The organism is Geodermatophilus sp. URMC 64, from assembly GCF_053502555.1.
Map to the genome: position 1 here is coordinate 4,900,661 of NZ_CP199955.1, position 16,462 is coordinate 4,917,122.

At 74.0% G+C, this 16,462-nt stretch carries 18 protein-coding genes; 7 read left to right on the forward strand and 11 right to left on the reverse strand.

Features of this window, described 5'->3' with window-relative positions; genetic code table 11:
- Window position 1 precedes the first annotated feature (1 nt).
- Window positions 2–751: a hypothetical protein gene (locus ACWIYF_RS24015; protein WP_448625333.1), complete on the forward strand. Its 750-nt coding sequence runs from the start codon at window positions 2–4 to the stop codon at window positions 749–751.
- Between the two features lie 15 nt (window positions 752–766).
- Here the strand turns inward: ACWIYF_RS24015 and ACWIYF_RS24020 are convergent, their stop codons facing one another.
- Together ACWIYF_RS24020 and ACWIYF_RS24025 are read right to left on the reverse strand one after the other, a co-directional pair.
- On the reverse strand, window positions 767–1,204 hold the full coding sequence (locus ACWIYF_RS24020; RefSeq protein WP_448625334.1) for a VOC family protein: 438 nt from the start codon (window positions 1,202–1,204) through the stop codon (window positions 767–769).
- A gap of 23 nt (window positions 1,205–1,227) precedes the next feature.
- Window positions 1,228–3,069: a hypothetical protein gene (locus ACWIYF_RS24025; protein ID WP_448625335.1), complete on the reverse strand. Its 1,842-nt coding sequence runs from the start codon at window positions 3,067–3,069 to the stop codon at window positions 1,228–1,230.
- A 383-nt stretch (window positions 3,070–3,452) separates the two neighbouring features.
- On the opposite strand from ACWIYF_RS24025, the gene ACWIYF_RS24030 reads away from it, so the two are divergent.
- From ACWIYF_RS24030 to ACWIYF_RS24055, 6 genes are all read left to right on the forward strand, one after another.
- Window positions 3,453–3,971, forward strand: a complete 519-nt coding sequence (locus ACWIYF_RS24030; protein ID WP_448625336.1) for a sugar 3,4-ketoisomerase — start codon at window positions 3,453–3,455, stop codon at window positions 3,969–3,971.
- Entirely contained in the window at window positions 3,968–5,074 is a 1,107-nt protein-coding gene (locus tag ACWIYF_RS24035) for a DegT/DnrJ/EryC1/StrS family aminotransferase (RefSeq protein WP_448625337.1), read from the forward strand. Before ACWIYF_RS24030 ends, ACWIYF_RS24035 begins: the two co-directional genes overlap by 4 nt.
- An 82-nt stretch (window positions 5,075–5,156) precedes the next feature.
- Complete coding sequence (locus tag ACWIYF_RS24040; RefSeq protein ID WP_448625338.1) at window positions 5,157–5,669, forward strand: sugar 3,4-ketoisomerase; 513 nt, start codon at window positions 5,157–5,159, stop codon at window positions 5,667–5,669.
- A gap of 74 nt (window positions 5,670–5,743) precedes the next feature.
- Window positions 5,744–7,033: a citrate synthase gene (locus tag ACWIYF_RS24045; protein WP_448625339.1), complete on the forward strand. Its 1,290-nt coding sequence runs from the start codon at window positions 5,744–5,746 to the stop codon at window positions 7,031–7,033.
- A 119-nt stretch (window positions 7,034–7,152) separates the two neighbouring features.
- Window positions 7,153–7,344, forward strand: a complete 192-nt coding sequence (locus ACWIYF_RS24050; RefSeq protein WP_448625340.1) for a hypothetical protein — start codon at window positions 7,153–7,155, stop codon at window positions 7,342–7,344.
- 176 nt (window positions 7,345–7,520) lie between these two features.
- Window positions 7,521–9,491 (forward strand): NlpC/P60 family protein, encoded by a 1,971-nt coding sequence (locus tag ACWIYF_RS24055; RefSeq protein WP_448625341.1) that lies wholly within the window; start codon window positions 7,521–7,523, stop codon window positions 9,489–9,491.
- A 76-nt stretch (window positions 9,492–9,567) separates the two neighbouring features.
- On the opposite strand, the gene ACWIYF_RS24060 is transcribed toward ACWIYF_RS24055, so the two are convergent.
- From ACWIYF_RS24060 to ACWIYF_RS24100, 9 genes are all read right to left on the reverse strand, one after another.
- A complete protein-coding gene (locus ACWIYF_RS24060) occupies window positions 9,568–10,311 on the reverse strand; it encodes a hypothetical protein (RefSeq protein ID WP_448625342.1) in 744 nt (247 codons plus the stop codon).
- On the reverse strand, window positions 10,311–10,715 hold the full coding sequence (locus ACWIYF_RS24065) for a hypothetical protein (RefSeq protein ID WP_448625343.1): 405 nt from the start codon (window positions 10,713–10,715) through the stop codon (window positions 10,311–10,313). Before ACWIYF_RS24065 ends, ACWIYF_RS24060 begins: the two co-directional genes overlap by 1 nt.
- 176 nt (window positions 10,716–10,891) lie before the next feature.
- A complete protein-coding gene (locus tag ACWIYF_RS24070) occupies window positions 10,892–11,989 on the reverse strand; it encodes a flagellar biosynthesis protein FliA (protein WP_448625344.1) in 1,098 nt (365 codons plus the stop codon).
- Window positions 11,990–12,043: 54 nt separating this feature from the next.
- On the reverse strand, window positions 12,044–12,478 hold the full coding sequence (locus tag ACWIYF_RS24075) for a hypothetical protein (RefSeq protein ID WP_448625345.1): 435 nt from the start codon (window positions 12,476–12,478) through the stop codon (window positions 12,044–12,046).
- A gap of 199 nt (window positions 12,479–12,677) precedes the next feature.
- Window positions 12,678–12,947 (reverse strand): carbon storage regulator CsrA, encoded by a 270-nt coding sequence (gene csrA / locus ACWIYF_RS24080; RefSeq protein ID WP_448625346.1) that lies wholly within the window; start codon window positions 12,945–12,947, stop codon window positions 12,678–12,680.
- Between the two features lie 92 nt (window positions 12,948–13,039).
- A complete protein-coding gene (fliW, locus tag ACWIYF_RS24085) occupies window positions 13,040–13,453 on the reverse strand; it encodes a flagellar assembly protein FliW (protein WP_448625347.1) in 414 nt (137 codons plus the stop codon).
- A gap of 19 nt (window positions 13,454–13,472) precedes the next feature.
- Entirely contained in the window at window positions 13,473–14,375 is a 903-nt protein-coding gene (gene flgL / locus ACWIYF_RS24090; protein ID WP_448625348.1) for a flagellar hook-associated protein FlgL, read from the reverse strand.
- An 11-nt stretch (window positions 14,376–14,386) separates the two neighbouring features.
- Window positions 14,387–15,826: a flagellar hook-associated protein FlgK gene (flgK, locus tag ACWIYF_RS24095; protein ID WP_448625349.1), complete on the reverse strand. Its 1,440-nt coding sequence runs from the start codon at window positions 15,824–15,826 to the stop codon at window positions 14,387–14,389.
- Window positions 15,823–16,308 carry a flagellar protein FlgN gene (locus ACWIYF_RS24100; RefSeq protein ID WP_448625350.1) on the reverse strand — a complete coding sequence of 162 codons (486 nt, stop codon included), beginning with the start codon at window positions 16,306–16,308 and terminating at the stop codon, window positions 15,823–15,825. The genes flgK and ACWIYF_RS24100 overlap by 4 nt, the downstream gene beginning before the upstream one ends.
- Between the last annotated feature and the right edge of the window lie 154 nt (window positions 16,309–16,462).

Genomic DNA, 16,462 nt, shown 5'->3' on the forward strand with positions numbered 1-16,462 from the left:
CGTGGAGCGGGAAGGTCGGTACAACATCCAGCGCATCGGGTCGCGGACGCAGGCCGAGGCGCAGGCCTCCCTCGTTCGGCGGCTGCGCGAGAGCCCGATCCCGGACGCCGAGCTGGCCGACCACCTGCCGCTGTACTCGTCACGCCACGCCGTGGGCCGCGTGCTGCTGATGCACGCGCTGTACGAGCGGATCCTCGACGTGCACGGCGTGATCCTGCTGTTCGGCGTCCGATGGGGACGCGACCTGGCGATCCTGCAGACGCTGCGGTCGATCCTGGAGCCCGGCAACGCGACTCGCCGGATCATCGGGTTCGACACCTTCGAGGGCTTCCCCTCGGTATCGGACCTCGACGGAGGCGCGCGGCCGGGCGACTACGGCGTGTCTGCCGACCACGCCGACGTCCTGGAGGCCCTGCTCGGCGACCGCGACGCCGACGAGGGCAATCCCTATCCCCGCCGGGAGATCGTGCAGGGTGACGCGACCGTCACCCTGCCGCGGTGGCTGGAGGGCCATCCCGAGACGGTCGTCGCGATGGCGTACTTCGACATGGATCTGTACGAGCCCACCCGCGCCTGCCTGGCGGCGCTCGAGCCCTACATCACCAGGGGGGCCGTCATCGGCTTCGACGAGGTGGCGCACCCCGGTTGGCCCGGGGAGACGGTGGCGCTCCGCGAGGTCCGGGGACTCCACCGGGTCCGGCTGCAGCGCACCCGGTTCGCCGGGACGCCGTCGTTCTTCGTGGCGGAGTAGCGCACCACCGGCCGTTCAGCGCTGCAGCAGCTCGACCAGGCTTCGGGTGCGGAGCATCACGAAGGCCACCGGCCGGTGGTCGAAGGCCACCGCGGGGGCGGGCGCGGAGACCGTCCGATGACCCGCCGCACGCAGCTGCGCCAGCGCCCCGTCGAGATCATCGGTCTCGTAGCAGACGTGGTACATCTTCACGCCGCGCGCGAGCCAGTCCATCAGCGGCGACTGCTCGTCGATCGGCTCGAGCAGCTCGACCCGGAACGGCCCGAGGACGTGGAAGGACCCTCGCACCCGCTGGTGCGGGTCCTCGAACTCGCCGCCCTCGGGGGCGAAGCCCAGCAGCGCGTGGGCGGCTGCCTCCTTCGCCAGATCGCGGCAGGCCAGGCCGACGTGGTGGAACGAGAGCCCGGGCAGCCCAGGCAGCGCACCTCCGTCCGGCCGCTGCGCGGACGTCACCGGACCGCCTCCCGCAGCTGGCGTCACGGCGTGTCCCAGAGCGGTGAGGTCAGGACCTGCTCCAACTCCTCGAGCGACTCCGGCTGCAGGGGCAGTTCGGCCGGGAGAGCCGGCCCGACGAACCGAGGAGCCCGCGGGTCGATGTTGAGGTCCCCGCAGTCGTCGGTGTCGGTGCCGTTCGCGGCGAGGACGGGCAGGAGGGCCTGGACGCTCTGCGCCCCGGACCCGTCGTCGTCCGCGGTCAGCGGAAGGCTCACCCGGAGCGGGGGGTGGTCCTGGGCGAGCCGCACGAGCCGCATCATCCAGGCCGGGTGGTCCGCCCACCCGCGGGCCACGCGGACCGACAACCGCCGCGCGCCGCGGTCCTGACCGGCCACGAAGAGGTCGGCACGCATGCGGCCGTCCATCTGCGGCCCGAGCGCGAAACCGAAGGCCGCCGGCTCCGGCGCCCTGTCCCGGCCGAGGGTGAAGGGCAGCAGTGCGCTCCCGTAGTCGCTGTCCCGCACCTGCCCCGGGTGCGCCTCGAGGTCCGCGATCGGCACCTCCTCGGCCTGTCCGTACACCTGCTCCAGGGCCTCGTCCCAGCCGCGTCCGGTGTGGGCCGCCAGGACCTCCGACCGGGCGTGTTCGCCGCGCTTCCGGCGCAGCTCCGGGTCCTCCACGAGCGTGCGGACGTCGGCCAGGTAGTCCTCCTCGGTGCGGTGGGCGTACCCGGTGCCCGCGAGCCCCGGCGCCCGCGAGGAGAACAGCTCGGCGTACCCCTCGTGCAGCTGCAGGCTCACGGGAGGCAGTCCTGCGGCAGACGCCTCGAGGATCGCGGTCTCGCTGCCGCACGGGAAGGAGTCGAGGTAGACGTCCATGCCGGGGAACAGGCTCTCGACACCCTCCACCCTGCCCAGCGGGAAGACCCGCCCGGGGAACTCGGACTGCAGGCGGCTCCAGGGGCCATCGGCGGGCGGGCCGGCCAGGACCACCACGAGCTGGGGAATCCTGGCCAGGACCGGGCCGAGCAGCTCGTCGAAGCCTCGGCCCCAGATGGGCTTCATCTTCATCGGACCCGCGACGGACAGGGCGGCCACCTGGCCGGGCCGCAGCCGGAGCTGCGCCCGGACGCTCTTCCTCGTCGAGCTGACCGACCCGGACCCGATGGGGATCGGGAGGAGCGCGCTGCGTCGCTCCGGCACCCCGCGGAGCTCACGGCTCACCCGCTGACCGATGCCCCGGTTGTCGACGACCAGGTCGGCGGCGCCGAGGCCGAGCCAGAAGGTGTGGTCGGAGTGGTTCTCGTAGAGCACCGGCGGCCGCGGGCCGGGCAGGCTCGCCGCGGCCAGCGCCACGGCGTCGTAGGGGTGCACGTGGAAGACGACCCTGCTCGCGCCCGCCATGAGCCCCCGGAGGGCGTGCGCCCGGTCGGTCAGGCTAGGGAAGCCTTCCCGGAGGTCGTAGATGCGCCCACCCGAGCGCGTGACCGCCGTCCGCAGAGCGTCGGGCACCGGGTTGTACTGCATGGTCAGCGCCACGTCGGCCGGGCGCGGGTCACTCTCCAGCCAGCGCCACACCAGCCGGGTGTGGCCGCCGAGGGAATAGCCCTCCGAGAGCACGTGCAGCACTCGACCGTCCGCCGGTCGGCGGTCGATCCGGGTGGCTCCGTCGCCGCGCACCGCGTCCCGGACCAGTCGTTCCAGGTCCGGATCGCACAGGACGCCCGTCGGGGCGTGGTACGCGAAATTGGCCGCAACGGTGGCGGCCCGGAGGACGCGCTCGACGTCGCCGCGCCGGGCGTGGCTGCGGGCCACGTCGACGACCCGCTCGTATCTCTCCAGGTTCTCCTGCAAGCGAGGGTCGGGTGCGGTCGAGGCCTGCATGTTCGGCTCCATCGTCGTCTCGGGAGACGCGGCGCACGGCCGGCCGCACTCGGCAGGGCCCGAAGGGTGCGGCGCACCGTGCGCTTCCGTCGACCTCGGCGGGGCCTCGGCCCGCAGCACGAGGTGGCTACGCCCCGGACGCTAGTGGAGAAACGCCGCCGGGCCGGGCAGGTCGGCGGCTGACAGCCTCGGCGCGCACAGCAGCCGCACGAGCCCCACCCGAGGCGCCGAACCGGGCCGCCCGTGGAGCGGGTGTGACGGAAGAGTCGCCACCGCCGCGGCAACCGGCGACATCCCCGGGGTGCCCCCTCACTCTGCGTACATTCCGTGCTGGTTCATGTTCGCTCCGCGACCAGCTCGCGTGCTCCACGGATGGACGGCAGATGACCACCTCGCAGGCCGCGCCGCATCCCGCGGCCCCCCACGACCGCCGGTCTCCCTCGACCGGCCGCCGGGCCGGCGACTGGCACCCGTCCGCGCGGCGCGAGGGCGCCGGGTGCCGGATCGTCGACCTCCCCCGGGTCACCGACCCCCGCGGCAACCTGACCTTCCTCGAGGGCGGCGCGCACGTGCCCTTCGACATCGCGCGGGTGGTCTACCTCTACGACGTCCCGGGCGGGGAGACCCGCGGCGGGCACGCGCACCGCGAACTGCAGCAGCTGATCATCGCCGTAGCGGGCAGCTTCGACGTGGTGGTCGACGACGGGCACGACGTCGAGCGCTTCTCCCTGAACCGGTCCTACTACGGCCTCTACGTGCCCGCGATGGTCTGGCGGGAGATGGAGAACTTCTCCAGCGGAAGCGTCTCGCTGGTCCTCGCCTCGACCCCTTACGACGAGGCCGACTACTACCGGGACCACGACGAGTTCCTGCGCGCGGTCCACGGGCAGCAGCGCCCGTGACCGGGGTCCTCACCGGGACGGTGCCGTTCAACGAGACGGCGCGCGAGTACCGCGCGCTGCAGGAGGAGCTCGAGGCCGCGGCGCTGGCGGTGCTCCGCGGCGGGCACTACGTGCACGGCGCCGAGCACGCCGCCGTCGAGCGCGACCTCGCCGGCTACCTGGGGGCGCCCTACGCCGTCGGGGTGGCGAACGGGACGGACGCCCTCGAGATCGCGCTTCGCGCCGTGGGGGTGCGCGCCGGCCGCGAGGTGGTGACCGCGGGCAACGCCGGGGGCTACGCCGCGGCCGCCGCCCGGCTGATCGGCGCGGACGTCGTCGTCGCCGACGTCGACCCCCGCACGCTGCTGCTCGATCCGGCCAGCGCAGCGGCGGCGTGCACCGACCGCACCGCCGCCGTCGTCGTCACCCACCTGTACGGGCGAGCGGCCGACGTCGCCGCGCTGCGCGGGGCGCTGCCCGCCTCCGTCGCGATCGTCGAGGACTGCGCGCAGGCGATCGGCGCGGACGGCGCGGGCGGCCGCTGCGGCACGCTCGGGGACGTCGGCACCTTCAGCTTCTACCCGACCAAGAACCTCGGTGCCCTCGGCGACGGCGGCGCTGTGACCTGCCGCGACGCGGAGACGGCCGAGCGGGTCCGGGCGCTGCGCCAGTACGGCTGGTCGGAGCGCTACGTGGTCGGGACCGAGGGCGGCCGCAACTCCCGGCTCGACGAGCTGCAGGCGGCGCTGCTGCGGGTCAAACTCCCGCACGTCGACGCGTGGAACACCCGGCGCCGCGCGATCGTCGCCGCCTACGCCGCCGCCGCGGTGGGCACGTCGCTCGAGCTGCCCGCACCGGCGGCGGGGGACGTGGGCCACCTGGCGGTCGGGCGGCACCGCCGTCGCGACGACCTCGCCGCCCGGCTGGCCGGGCTGGGGGTCGCGACCGCCGTCCACTACCCGGTGCCCGACCACGTGCAGGCGCCGCTGGGCGCCCGGCCCGGGCCGACGGGGGTCGCCGAGGTCGAGCGCGCCTGCGCGGAGGTCATCAGCCTGCCCTGCTTCGCGTACCTGACCGACGCGGAGGTGGACCGCGTCTGCGACGCGATCCGCCGGTGCGCCTGAGCGCGTGCCGCCTCCGCACATCCAGCCACTCCGCCGGCCGGCGGGAACGAGAATGGAGCCGACCACCGTGTCCTCCGGAGACGTGTCCACCCTCGAGAGCCCGGCCGCCGCGCCGCAGCCGCTGCTCCCCCGCTCCGGCCGCCGCGCGACCGACCACTGGCTCCCCGTCGGGCCGGGCGAGGGCTGCCGCATCGTCGAGCTCCCGCGGGTCCAGGACCCGCGCGGCAACCTGACCGCCCTCGAGGGCGGCCGCCACCTGCCCTTCGACGTCCGGCGGGTCTACTACCTCTACGACGTGCCCGGCGGTGAGTCCCGGGGCGGCCACGCCCACCGCGCGCTGGAGCAGGTGATCATCGCCGCGGCGGGCAGCTTCGACGTCGTGGTCGACGACGGCGTGCGCACCGACCGGTTCTCCCTCAACCGGTCCTACTACGGCCTCTACCTGCCCCCGATGGTGTGGCACGAGCTGGACAACTTCTCCAGCGGGAGCGTCGCGCTGTGCCTGGCCTCGGAGCGCTACGACGAGGCCGACTACTTCCGGGAGTACGACGCCTTCCTCGCCGCGGCGGAGGTGGACGGCGCCCCCGTCCGGTGAGCTCCCGGTCCGGCGGTGACGGCGGGCGGCCCGGCGCGCGATCCGGGGGGAGTTAGCAGTAGCGTCGGCGGTTGATGAGCGAGACAGATGTAGCCCTGCGCTACCCCGGTGGAGAACTGCCCCTGCCCGTCGTGCGCGCCACCGAGGGCGCCGACGGCATCGACACGAGCAAGCTGCTGTCGACGACCGGCCAGGTCGCGCTCGACATCGGCTTCGTCAACACGGCGTCGTGCACGTCGGCGATCACCTACATCGACGGGGACGCCGGCATCCTTCGCTATCGCGGCTATCCGATCGACCAGCTCGCCGAGAGGTCCAGCTTCCTGGAGGTCACCTACCTCCTGATCTACGGCGAACTGCCCACCGCCGACGAGCTGGAGTCCTTCGACCAGCGGATCCGCCGGCACACCCTGCTGCACGAAGACCTGAAGATGTTCTTCAACGGCTTCCCGCGCGACGCGCACCCGATGCCGGTGCTGTCCTCGGCGGTCAGCGCGCTGTCGACCTTCTACCAGGACTCGCTCGACCCGTTCAATCCCGAACAGGTCGAGCTGTCGACCGTGCGGCTGCTGGCCAAGCTGCCGACGATCGCGGCCTACGCCTACAAGAAGTCGGTGGGCCAGCCGTTCCTCTACCCCGACAACTCCTGCGGGCTGGTCGAGAACTTCCTGCGCATGACCTTCGGCTTCCCCGCGGAGCCCTACGAGGTCGACCCCGACATGGTCAAGGCGCTGGACATGCTCTTCGTCCTGCACGCCGACCACGAGCAGAACTGCTCGACGTCCACCGTGCGCCTGGTCGGCTCCTCGCAGGCCAACCTGTTCGCCTCGATCTCGGCCGGCATCAACGCGCTGTTCGGCCCGCTGCACGGCGGCGCCAACCAGTCGGTGCTGGAGATGCTCGAGGCCATCCAGCGCGACGGCGGGGACATCCCGCGCTTCGTCGAGCGGGTGAAGAACAAGGAGCCCGGCGTCAAGCTCATGGGCTTCGGCCACCGGGTCTACAAGAACTACGACCCGCGCGCGGCGATCGTGAAGCGGACCGCCGACACGATCCTCGGCAAGCTGGGCGGCAACAACGAGCTGCTCGACCTCGCCCAGCAGCTGGAGGAGATCGCGCTCAAGGACGAGTACTTCGTCCAGCGCAAGCTCTACCCGAACGTCGACTTCTACACCGGCCTGATCTACCGGGCGATGGGCTTCCCGACCCGGATGTTCACCGTGCTGTTCGCCCTCGGCCGGCTGCCCGGCTGGATCGCGCAGTGGCGGGAGATGATCAACGACCCGGCGACGAAGATCGGCCGGCCGCGGCAGGTGTACACCGGCGCGACCGAGCGCGACTTCGTCGAGGTCGAGAAGCGCTAGTCCGAACCGCACGGGGCCGGCGTCGCGGACGCCGGCCCCGTGGCGCGTCCGCGCCCGTGTCCCCGCTGGTCCGGGGCCCCTACGGTGGATCCGCTCGCGCATCTCCTGGAGGACCGTCCATGGCCGAACCGCCCGCCGAGGACGTCCTCATGCTGCCGCCGATCCCCCTGGCGACCGGCAACGTGCTGGAGCCCGAGGACGACGGGAAGCCGGTGCGGATCACCAAGCTCGAGTTCGTCGTCTCCACCGAGGACGGCGGCGAGCTGCGCATCCCGCTGGTCCACCGGCACGGCGCCTGGTGGGCGCCCTGACCTCCCGGTCCACCGATCGGGCGACATCGGCCGAGATTCACCCTCCCCCCGTGGGGTGAGCCCGCCCCGCCTCCCCCTCCTGCGCCTCCCCCGCGACGTCGATGGACGGCTAGCGCTCCGCTGCGACCCGCAGCCGGAGCCGGCCAGTCCGGACGACGAGACCCCGGGGGGACGCTGTGCCCGGCACGCGCGCGACCGCGCCCTCCGCCCGGACCCGAGCCGCCACGTCCGGTGCCGCGGCGCGGCCGGTTCTCTCCGCCGCCGAGGCGCAGGCGCTGCGCCGGCTGCTCGCCGAGCGCGCGGCCGCCGAGGGCCGTCCCGCTCCCGCTGCCGGCAACCGACCGGTCCGCCGCACCACCGCCGCCGGAACGGCCACCACCCGCAAGCCCGCCGCCCGCAAGCCCGCCGCCCGCAAGCCCGCCGCCCGCAAGCCGCGGACCCGTGCCGCGCGCGAGGCCCGCAGGGCGCAGCGCCGGCTGACCCGCCGCCGCTGGGCCCGGCGCTTCGCCGTCACGGTGAGCGCGCTCGCCGTCCCCGCGGTCCTCGCGCTGCTGCTGCCGGCCGGCGCTCCGCACGGCGCCACCGGTCCCACCGACGCCACCTCGCTGGCCCTCACCGCGCAGACCACGCTGCTCGACGCGGCCGGCCGCTACCGGCAGCTGGAGCAGCAGGTCACCCAGCGCCGCGCCGAGCTGGCCGCGGCCCGCACCACCGAGGAGGAGGCCCGCGCCCGGGTCGCCACCGAGCAGTCGGTGGTCGGCAGCTCCGCGGCGGACCTCTACCGCAGCTCGGCGACCGGCCGGTACCCCCTGCTGGACCTGAACCTCACCGACCCCGACGCCACGGCCGGCGCCCTCTACCGGCAGGCGCTGGCCGCCCGCGCCGACGAGGCGCTGGAGGGCGCGGTCGTGCGCGCCGAGCGCAGCGATGCCGCCGCCGAGGCCGCCGCCGCGAACGTCGCCGCCGCCGAGGCGGCTCTGCGCGTCGCCCAGCGCCGCGCGGCCGCGCAACTGGCGGACGTGCGCGCCGAGGTCGACGGGCTCAGCACCGAGGTGACGCTGACTCTCGCCGGGCTCAGCACCCCGGTCGCCGGACCGCAGCAGGACCGCAACGCCGCCGCGCTGCACCGCTGGCAGGACTACCTCGCCCGGCTCGACGCGGCCGGCATCGACCCCCCGTCCGCCCGTGAGCTCGCCGACCCCGGCGACCTCCCGGCCGGCTTCTCCCCCGCTCTGGACGACCAGGGGCAGCCGGTCCCCGGCGTGGCGTGGGCGGTCATCGGCAGCAGCCCGGTCACCGTGCTGCCGGCCGAGACGGTCGCCGCGGTCAGCTCCGCGCTGTCCCAGCTCGGCAAGGGCTACGTCGCCGGCGCCACCGGCCCCGACACCTACGGCTGCGGCGGGTTCACCGCGGCCTCCTGGCTGCTCGCCGGCTACGCCCTGCCGGTCACCCCGGCCGAGCAGTGGACCACGGGCGCCGCCGTCCCCGTGGCGCAGCTGCAGGTGGGCGACCTCGTCGTCACCGACGGCGGCCAGGACGTCGGCATCTACCTCGGTGCCGGCGAGGTCGTCGGCGCCTCGGCCGGCGGCTTCTCGGTGGCGGTGCGCTCGCTCGGCGCCGACGTCCACGCCGTCCGCGCGACCCTGCCGTCGCCGGACCAGCCGAACGCGGCGCTGACCCCGGCCGCCGGCATGGGCGCCTGCGGTGCTCCGCTGCCGCCGCCCGGCAGGGTGGACCCCGCGTGGGGCGGCTACGCCAACGGACGGATCCCCGCGTCGGCGCTGTGCCGCCTCGGCGTGGCCGGGCACACGCTGCGCTGCGACGCCGCGGCCTCCTACGCCGCGCTGAGCGACGCGTTCCGGGCCGCGTTCGGCACCCCGCTGTGCATCACGGACTCCTACCGGTCCTACACCGCCCAGCTGGCCGCCTACCGGGCCAAGCCGCGCCTGGCCGCGTGGCCGGGCACGTCCAACCACGGCTGGGCGCTGGCGGTCGACCTGTGCGGCGGCGTGAACATCGCCGGCAGCCCGCAGTGGACCTGGATGCAGGCCAACGCCGGCCGCTTCGGCTTCGTCAACCCGCCCTGGGCCCGCCCCGGCGCGGAGAAGCCGGAACCCTGGCACTGGGAGTTCGGCGTCTTCGACTAAAGCCCCCGCTACGGCTGAGGCCCCGCTGCAGGGTCCCGCCGCGAGCTTGCGAGCGGTGGGGGGCAGTGGGGTCCTTCTACCAGGGGAGGTCGGCGAGGGAGCGCCAGGGCAGGACCACGCGGGCCTCCCCCGTCTCCCCGGCCAGGCGCGCGGCGACGCCGGCCCCGGCGCAGGCGACCGGACGGCGCGGCGTCACGACCACCGACATCTCGCGCAGGTCGAGCCCGGCGGAAGCGAGGCGCTCGATCATCCGCTCGGGCGCGACCAGCGCGGCCGTGGCCAGCAGCGGCGCCGTGGGGTGCGACCAGAGCCCGACCGGGCCCTCGATCCGCAGGTCGAGTTCGACGGCGTGCGCGCGGCCGGTCGCGGCCGACCGGGTCCGGTGCACGAGGGAGGCGTCGGCGGACGGCGACGGCGTCCACGGCACGAGCAGGTCCCCCCGCCGGACGACGACCCGCCAGCCGACGGCGGTCTCCCGCGCGTCGGTCCAGTCGAGGACGGCGACACCCTCGGCCGCCGCGGCGGCGTCGGTCACCGGCCGGTGCGCCACCCAGGTCGACAGCGCCGCGGCGATGTCCCCCGGCGTCGCGCGGACGCCGGCGTCGGTCATGTCCGCGGCGAGGTCGGCCAGGTGCGCCCGCACCCGCCGCTCGCGCTCCTCGAGGACGACCGCCCGGTCGAGCACCGAGATCCGCAGCGCCGCCGTGGCGAGCTCCGGCAGGACGGCGTCGGCGGCCTCGCGCAGGTCCTCGACGCTGACCGGCTCGGCCCGCCGCCGCTGCAGCAGGCCGAGCGAGGAGCGGCCGAAGGGGCTGCCCATCAGGCGGCTCCCCCGCCCAGCACGGAACGCAGCGCGTCCGGCAGGCCGGGGACGGCGAGCACGCTGGCCACCTCCGCGGCCGAGAGCCGGACCGCCAGCACGTCGGCGTCCCAGCCGGTGGCCAGGCGCACCCGGGCCGCCGACGCCGGCCAGACCGCGTCGCGGGCCGCGGCGACGTGCAGCTCGGTGAGCACGTCCTGCAGGTGGATCGCGGCGACCGGGTGCACGGGGCAGGTGGCCAGCGCCTCCCCCACCGCGGCGGCCAGCTCGGCCCGGTGGGCGCCGGTCAGCCAGTGCGGGACGAGGACGGGAAGCGATTCCTCGGCGGGCAGCGCGCTCACCGGCGCACCCCCACCGGACGGCCCGGCGTCCCGGCTGCTGTGCAGCGGCTGGGAGTCGGGCACGGTGTCACGGCTTGGATATCGGCAGTGGGGTCGCCCCATCGACCCGGGTCACGGGCGATTTCCGACAGCATCTGCGGCCGATTCCCGTAACCGCTCGGCTCGTCCCCGCCGCGAACCGGTCGGGCCCTCTCCGAGGTTTCCGGAGAGGGCCCGAGGGGCGACGGGTGCGTGCGGCGTCAGTCGGAGAGCTCGGCCAGCCGGGCCTTCAGCGCCTTCTCGACCCGGTCGGCGTAGACGTTCATGTTCCGCACCGAGGTGTTGAGTTCCGCCGACAGCTGGGTCTTGGTGCGCCCGCCCCAGGTGGTCAGGTACCAGGTGGCCCAGCCCAGCACGTTGGGCTGGCCGGCCCGCTGGTCCCGGCGCGCCTCCGGGTCGGGCGCGCAGGCCGCGGTGAGGGCGTGCGAGAGCAGCGTCTGCTCGGCCTCGCCCATGATCTCGTCGGGCGCCTCGGAGGAGTCCGGCAGGAGCACCTCGGTCGTGTCCGGGCCGCCGTCGAGGGACTGCAGGTTGCGCAGCCCGTTGAGGGTCGCCACCGTCTGCGAGTTGCGGCGCAGCGTCGCCACGCTCTGCCCCATGAACGCGGCCAGCTCCTTCTCGCTGGGCCGCCGCTGGTGCTCGGCGATGAAGGCCGCGATGGCCTTCTGCTGCTTGTGCTCGGTGTCCGCCGCGGTACGGCCGTGGGCGTTGCGGCCCAGGTCGTGCACCCACTTGGACAGCTGGGTGGCGAGGAAGGCCCCGAACGGGACCCCCTTGGCCTCGTCGTAGTGGCCGACCGCCTTGAGGATCCACTCGAACACCTGCTGGCCGAGGTCGTCGGGGTCGGGCAGGTGCAGGCGGATGGTGCTCATGTTGCGCTGCAGCCGCTTGAGGCTGACCGGCCCGTAGTGCCGGCAGAGGTCGGCGAGGAAGTCCGCCGGCAGGTCCCGCGGGGTCCGCCGGCGGACGTCGGTCTCGGCGCGCAGGCCCACGGTCGTGCAGCCGTGCCGTGCGCACCACGCCCGCACCCACTCGGCGAGGACGGACGCCGATCCCGGGGCGCCGTCGACCCGGTAGAGGCCGTCGCCCTGGTCGTAGCTCACCGTCACGCCGTCGGGGGCGTCGTCCCGGAACTCCTCGAGCGGCAGCTCGCGGTCGGTGCGGAAGTGCACGCGGTCGCGGGCGGTGATCGGCGCCAGCGCCCATCCCTCGGCCTCGGGGATGCCCCCGAAGACGAGCGGGGCGCGGGTCGCGGTCGCGGACGAGGAACGGGACGGGGAGAGCGCACGATCGGACACCGGAACTCCTGGCACTGCGTGGGGAAGAGAGGAGGTGAGAGGAGAGGCGGCGGGTCAGGCCGGGATGCGCTCGGCGAGCAGCGCCTCGCGCGGAGCGGGCACCGGCTGCGCGGCGCCGCGGGCGGCCGTCTCCAGCAGGGCGGCCGCCGCGGCGCGCTCCTCGGCGCTCGGCTCGGCGGTGTAGACCGGCATGTGGTCGTACAGCGAGGTGAACATCGCGCTGACGAACGCGTAGGCCTCCTGCGCCTGCGGCGAGAACTTGGCGATCGCGGTGCGCGGGCCCAGCTCGACGCCGACGGTCAGCCGCACGACCCGGTCGTCCTTGCTGACGCCGGTGACGGCGAACGCGACCGACTCGTGCTCCGCGGCCAGTGCGGCCAGCGCCGCCAGGCACTTGCGGGTGGCGCCGCGGCGCGGCCGCAGCTGCACGTGCACGACCACGGTCTCGTTGTCGACCGCGACTGCGCCGTCCGTAACACTGCGTTGCATGATGATCGCCCCCTGTTCCGTGCCTGGGGGAAATCTGCCGCATGAGGAGCCGGACAGCGGCACAAGACTCGCCGTGTCCTACGCAGTTGTGAGGGGTCCGGTTCAGCAGGTCTTGCCCGTGTCGCACGACCGGGAGGTCGGCGACCGGGACTCGCTGGCGAAGCCTGCCAAACCTTCCGGACCCCGCGCCCGACATCTGTCAGGCGGAGGGCTGCTCCTCCGGCGCCGCGGCGTCCTCGACCGCGGTGGGCACGAAGGCGGCCAGCGCGCCGAGGCTGTCGGCGGTCACCTGGGCGGCCAGCAGGTTCGCCTCGGCGATCTGCCGGTAGACCTCCTCGCGGTGGATCGGGACCTCGCGGGGGGCCTTGAAGCCCAGCCGGACGGTCCCGCCGCGCACCTCGACGACGTGCACCTCGATGTCGTCGCCGATGCGGATCGTCTCGCCGACGCTCCGGGTGAGTGTGAGCATCTGTTACCCCTCCATGGGTTGTGGTGGCCTCCGTGGCATTCGGTACTGCGTGCCTGCCGGAGCAGGCGGGGCGACTCCCGCCGCCAGCATCGTTATCGGCGCAGGGGACGCCGGATCGGATGGGCCCCGTCGGCGAGCACGACCTGGCGGGCGCGGCCGGAGACGGGGTTGACCACCACGGGAGCCCGGAGGTTCGCCGTGGCGGCGCCGACGTCCCCGCGGGGGACGGTCAGCAGGCAGTACAGCTGTGCGTCGGCCGGGTCCTCCAGGTCCAGCTCGGCGCAGACGGTCATGGGCAGGGACGGGGTGTAGTCCGGGAAGAACGCGGCCGGGGGCACGGCCAGGAACCGCGGACCGTCGGGGTCGACCGACTGCAGCCAGAACAGCGGCCCGTCGGTCGCGGCGACCAGGGCGTAGTCGCGGTGGCGCGGGAAGCCGGGCAGCGGCTCGGTCAGCCCGAGCACCACGACGGAGGCGGGCAGGGTCGCGGCCGGCGCCAGGGTCATCGGGGCAGGTCCTGTTCGGTCAGCGGAGGAAGTCGAGCAGCGTCGGCTGGACCACCTGGGCGGTGGCCTGCAGCGCGGCCTGGTAGCCGACCTGCTGCATCTGCAGCTCCATGATCGTCTTCGGCAGGTCGATCTCCTCGGTCGCGGAGAGCTGCGTCTTCAGGCTCAGCGCCTGGCTGGAGTTGACCTGGCCGGCCGTTTCCATGCGCGTGGAGCGCGTGCCGACGTCCGCGGCCGCGGCGAGCAGCCCGTCGATGACCGTGTCGAGGTTCTTCAGGTCGTCGGTGAGCGCCGTCGTGTCCGCGACGTGGGAGACGACCGCGTTGACGACGGAGAACAGGTCCTTGCCGCCGGCCGGGTCCCCGAACGCCTCGGGGCCGGTGATGTCCACCCGGAGGGTCTCGACGTCGGAGATGCGCCGGGTCAGCGGCTGGACGGCGACCCCGCCGGCACCGCCGATGCCGATGTAGCCGCCCGTCGCGTCGTACGCCCGGGTGCCGGTGGTCACCCCACCGAACAGCGGCCGGCCCTGCACGACCTGGTTGGCCTGGCCGAGCATGCTCTCCCGGATGCCGGCGACCTCGGTCGCGATCGCCTCCTGCGACTGCGCGGACTGCGCGCCGCCGTTGAGCGCCTGGACCGTGAGGTCCCGGACGCGACGGACCTGGGCGAGCATGTCCTGCAGCGCCGAGTCGGTCGCGTCGAGGAACGTCTGGCCGTCGGTGATGTTGCGGGCGTACTGCTCGTTGCCGGTGATCGCCTGCCTCGTCTGCAGCGAGGTGTTCGTCCCGGTCGGCGAGTCCGAGGGCTTGCTGATCGTCTTGCCGGAGGTGAGCTGCTGCTGCAGCTTGGCGACCGCCGACAGGTTGCTGTTCAGGCCCTGCAGGCTGGTCTGGACGACCGCGCGCTGGGTGATCCGCATCATCGTCTACGTCACCGCACCATGTTGATCAGCGTGTCGAGCATCGAGTTGATCGCCGAGACCAGCTGGCCGGCGGCGGCGTACCCGTGCTGGAACTGCAGCAGGTTGCTCATCTCCTCGTCGAGGTTCACCCCGGCGACCGACTCCCGCGACGCGTCCACCTGGCTGCTGATGACGCTCTGCGTGGTCAGCCGGTTGGTGGCCGTCGCGGCCTCCACGCCCAGCGAGACGATCATCTTCCGGTAGGTGGCGTCGGTGCCGGTCGACGTCAGGCCGAGCTGGTAGATGCGGTCGGCGTTGGAGTTGTCCCCGGACGCGACGGTGCCCATGCCGCCGGCCGGGTCCGGCACCGGCGCCAGCGAGGCCGCCGCCAGCTTGCGCGGGTCGGTGATCCGCATCGTCAGGTTCGCCGCGGTGATCGCCGTGAGGTCGACGGTCGCGGCGCCGCTGCCGTCGTCCAGGAGGGGACCGCCCTGGACGCCGTAGTCGTCGTAGCCGTCGTCGTGGACGTCGTTGAGCTGGGTCGCGAGCTGGCGGGCGAGGTCGTCGATCGACGTGCGGTACTGCGGGATGGTCGACGTCATCGCGGTCAGCTTGCCCTCGGCGGTGCCGCCGGCCCGCACGAGCATGGTGCCGGGCGAGGTGACGATCCGCGGCGGGTCGCCGGCCAGGTCATCGGGGTCGCTGCTCCCGAGCAGCGCGAGCTTCAGGGTCGAGCCCCCGGAGACCAGCGTCGCCCCGCCGACGGCCACGGTGATGCCGCCGTCCTCGGCCGGGCTGGAGGTCGCGCCGACCTGCTGGGACAGCTTCAGGACCAGCACGTCCCGCTTGTCGACCAGCTCGTTGCTCGGCAGGCCGGACTGCGTGGCCCGCCGGATCGCTACGTTGAGGTCGGCGATGGAGGCCGCGGTCGCGTTCACGTCGTCGACCAGGGTCGAGAGGTTCTCGTAGTCGTCGGTCCACTGCTGGTCCAGCGCGGCCCGGGTGGTGCGGATCCCCGCGACGAGCGTCTCGGTGCGCTGCAGCACCTCGCTGCGCGCGCCGGGGTCGGTCGAGTTGTTGTGCACGTCGCCCCAGGCCGCCCACATGTCCGACAGCTGCGCCTGGATGCCGGTGTCGCCCGGCTCGCGGAACGCCTGCTCGATCTGCGCCAGCGTGTCGTCGGCCACGGTGAGGGTGGCGGTGCTCGCCTGCTCGGTCTGCGCCCTCCCCTCGAGGAAGGCGTCCCGGATCCGGGCGATCTTCTCCGCGCTGACGCCCTCGCCGACGTTGTTGCTGACCGCGTAGGTCGCCGGGACGGCGGTGCCGCCGAGCGACTGCAGCTCGGCCCGCTGCCGCGAGTAGCCCTCGGTGTTGATGTTGGCGATGTTCTGGCCGGTGACGTCCAGCGCCCGCTGCTGGGCCCACAGCGCCGTCCGCGCCGTGTTGAGCCCGCTGAAGGTCCCGCTCACAGGGCGCCGTCCAGCGTGACCGCGCGGGAGCCGCCGGTCTGCGCGCGGCCGGTGGCCCCGTAGGTGCCGGCCGACGGCGTCCGCACCGAGAGCAGGGCGTCGCCGAGCACGGCCATGCCGCCCTCGATCAGCTCGCGGTTGGCGTCGGACAGGCTGCGCAGGTCGGTCACCAGGACCAGCAGCGCCTCGTGGTGCTTGGCGAACAGGTCGTTCCACGGCGTCGGCGCCTTCTCGGCGAGCTGACGCAGCGACGGGTTCGCGCCCAGGCCCAGGTGGACGGCGAGCGCCTCGGTGGCCGCCGCCCGCTCGACCTCCAGGGTGCGCAGCTGGTCGAGCACGATCTCGATCTCGTGCGCGATGCGCGCCAGCCAGCGGGTCTTGCCCGTGAGGATCAGGTACTGCTTCTCCTCGGCCTTGAACAGCAGCAGGTCGAGCAGCTCCTGCTCGCGCCAGAGCAACGTCGACAGATGCTGGTAGTCCACGTTCTCCACCGCCTTCCTCTTCTCGCCTTGTCGACAGGGGCATCGGCACGTCCGCGGAAGGGCTCAAGCCGAAATCGCGACACGACCGGGTGAAGCGCTCAAGGACCGGAGGAAATCTGCCGACGACGGTGCGATGGGCCCCGGAACGTGCCGA

What these genes read in the sequence shown, in the direction of transcription:
- ACWIYF_RS24025 (WP_448625335.1), bottom strand. Translation starts at nt 3,069, where the DNA reads ATGCAGGCCTCGACCGCACCCGACCCTCGCTTGCAGGAGAACCTGGAG.
- ACWIYF_RS24030 (WP_448625336.1), top strand. Translation starts at nt 3,453, where the DNA reads ATGACCACCTCGCAGGCCGCGCCGCATCCCGCGGCCCCCCACGACCGC.
- ACWIYF_RS24045 (WP_448625339.1), top strand. Translation starts at nt 5,744, where the DNA reads ATGAGCGAGACAGATGTAGCCCTGCGCTACCCCGGTGGAGAACTGCCC.
- ACWIYF_RS24050 (WP_448625340.1), top strand. Translation starts at nt 7,153, where the DNA reads ATGGCCGAACCGCCCGCCGAGGACGTCCTCATGCTGCCGCCGATCCCC.
- ACWIYF_RS24060 (WP_448625342.1), bottom strand. Translation starts at nt 10,311, where the DNA reads ATGGGCAGCCCCTTCGGCCGCTCCTCGCTCGGCCTGCTGCAGCGGCGG.
- ACWIYF_RS24075 (WP_448625345.1), bottom strand. Translation starts at nt 12,478, where the DNA reads ATGCAACGCAGTGTTACGGACGGCGCAGTCGCGGTCGACAACGAGACC.
- csrA (WP_448625346.1), bottom strand. Translation starts at nt 12,947, where the DNA reads ATGCTCACACTCACCCGGAGCGTCGGCGAGACGATCCGCATCGGCGAC.
- fliW (WP_448625347.1), bottom strand. Translation starts at nt 13,453, where the DNA reads ATGACCCTGGCGCCGGCCGCGACCCTGCCCGCCTCCGTCGTGGTGCTC.
- flgL (WP_448625348.1), bottom strand. Translation starts at nt 14,375, where the DNA reads ATGCGGATCACCCAGCGCGCGGTCGTCCAGACCAGCCTGCAGGGCCTG.